The 1,361-nt window shown below is 62.6% G+C and carries 1 protein-coding gene; it reads right to left on the bottom strand.

The window, feature by feature from the left end; genetic code table 11:
* On the bottom strand, positions 1-1,361 hold a 1,361-nt coding region (locus BKG60_RS18400; RefSeq protein WP_120764962.1), incomplete at both ends, for a non-ribosomal peptide synthetase.

The raw sequence follows: 1,361 nt of genomic DNA, 5'->3' as shown, positions 1-1,361 counted from the left end.
GCGGGATCGGCGGTGCCGGTGATGTAGCCGACCAGCCGCTTATCCCCAGGCTGATCCTCACGGACAATCACCACCGCCTGCGCCACATCATCCAGATCAGCCAGCGCCGTTTGAATTTCACCCAACTCGATGCGGTAGCCGCGGATCTTGACCTGCTCATCAGCACGCCCGGCATACCGCAACTGCCCATCCGGACCCCACGACACCAAATCCCCGGTCCGATACATCCGAGCACCCGGCGCACCGAACGGGCAAGGCACAAACCGCGAGGCCGTCAAACCAGCCCGGCCCAGATAACCGACACTCACACCACGGCCGGCGACATACAACTCACCCACCACACCCGGGGCAACCGGACGCAACCACCGATCCAAAACAAACAAACCAGCACCAGGGACCGGCAGACCAATCGGCACCACACCCGAACCGGCCTGCAACGGGGCACTGATCGTGGCATACACCGTCGTCTCAGTCGGACCATACCCATTGATCATCACCCGACCCGGCGCCCACCGATCCACCACATCGGCCGGACACGCCTCAGCAGCCACCATCAACGCCGACACCGACTTCAGCTTCTCCGGTGAGAGCATTCCGACCGCAGAAGGCGTCTGACTCAACACCGTCACACCCTCAGCAACAACCAACGCCTCCAAATCCCGCGGCGAACGCGTGGTCTGCTCAGGCACCACCACCAAACGCCCACCATGCAGCAGAGCCCCCCAGATCTCCCACACCGAATAATCAAACGCCAACGACGAACACGCAGCCCACACCTGCTGCGGCCCCAACTCCACACCCACATCCATACCGTCGAACAACCGCGTCACGTTCTGATGCGTAACCGCAACACCCTTCGGCGTCCCCGTCGTCCCCGACGTATAAATAATGTGCGCCACATCATCAGCAGCCGGAACCGGCAGTGCCCGTGAGGACTGAGACTCAATCCGAGGATCCTCGATATCGACCACCGGCACACCCGACCCGCGCAACCGCTCGCCAAGACCAGCGCTGCTGATAACAGCCACCGGCCCCGCATCAGCCAGCATGAACCCAACCCGAGCATCCGGATGCGCCGGATCAATCGGCAAATACGCCGCACCCGACTTCAACACACCCAAAATCGCCACCACAGCCTGCGCCGAACGCTCCAGCATCAAGCCAACACACTCACCCGGCCCCGCACCATACTCGGTCAGCAAGCGTGCCAACCGATTCGACGCCTCATCCAACTCCCGATACGACAACGAGACACCCTCGAAACACACCGCCACCGCATCCGCAGCACGCTGCACCTGAGCCCCGAACAACACCGGAACCGAAGACTCCACCACCGGCCGCATCAACACCGCCCGATGACC

This window comes from Mycobacterium syngnathidarum (assembly GCF_001942625.1).
Classification (GTDB): domain Bacteria; phylum Actinomycetota; class Actinomycetes; order Mycobacteriales; family Mycobacteriaceae; genus Mycobacterium; species Mycobacterium syngnathidarum.
This window is presented reverse-complemented; position numbering and strand designations above follow the sequence as displayed.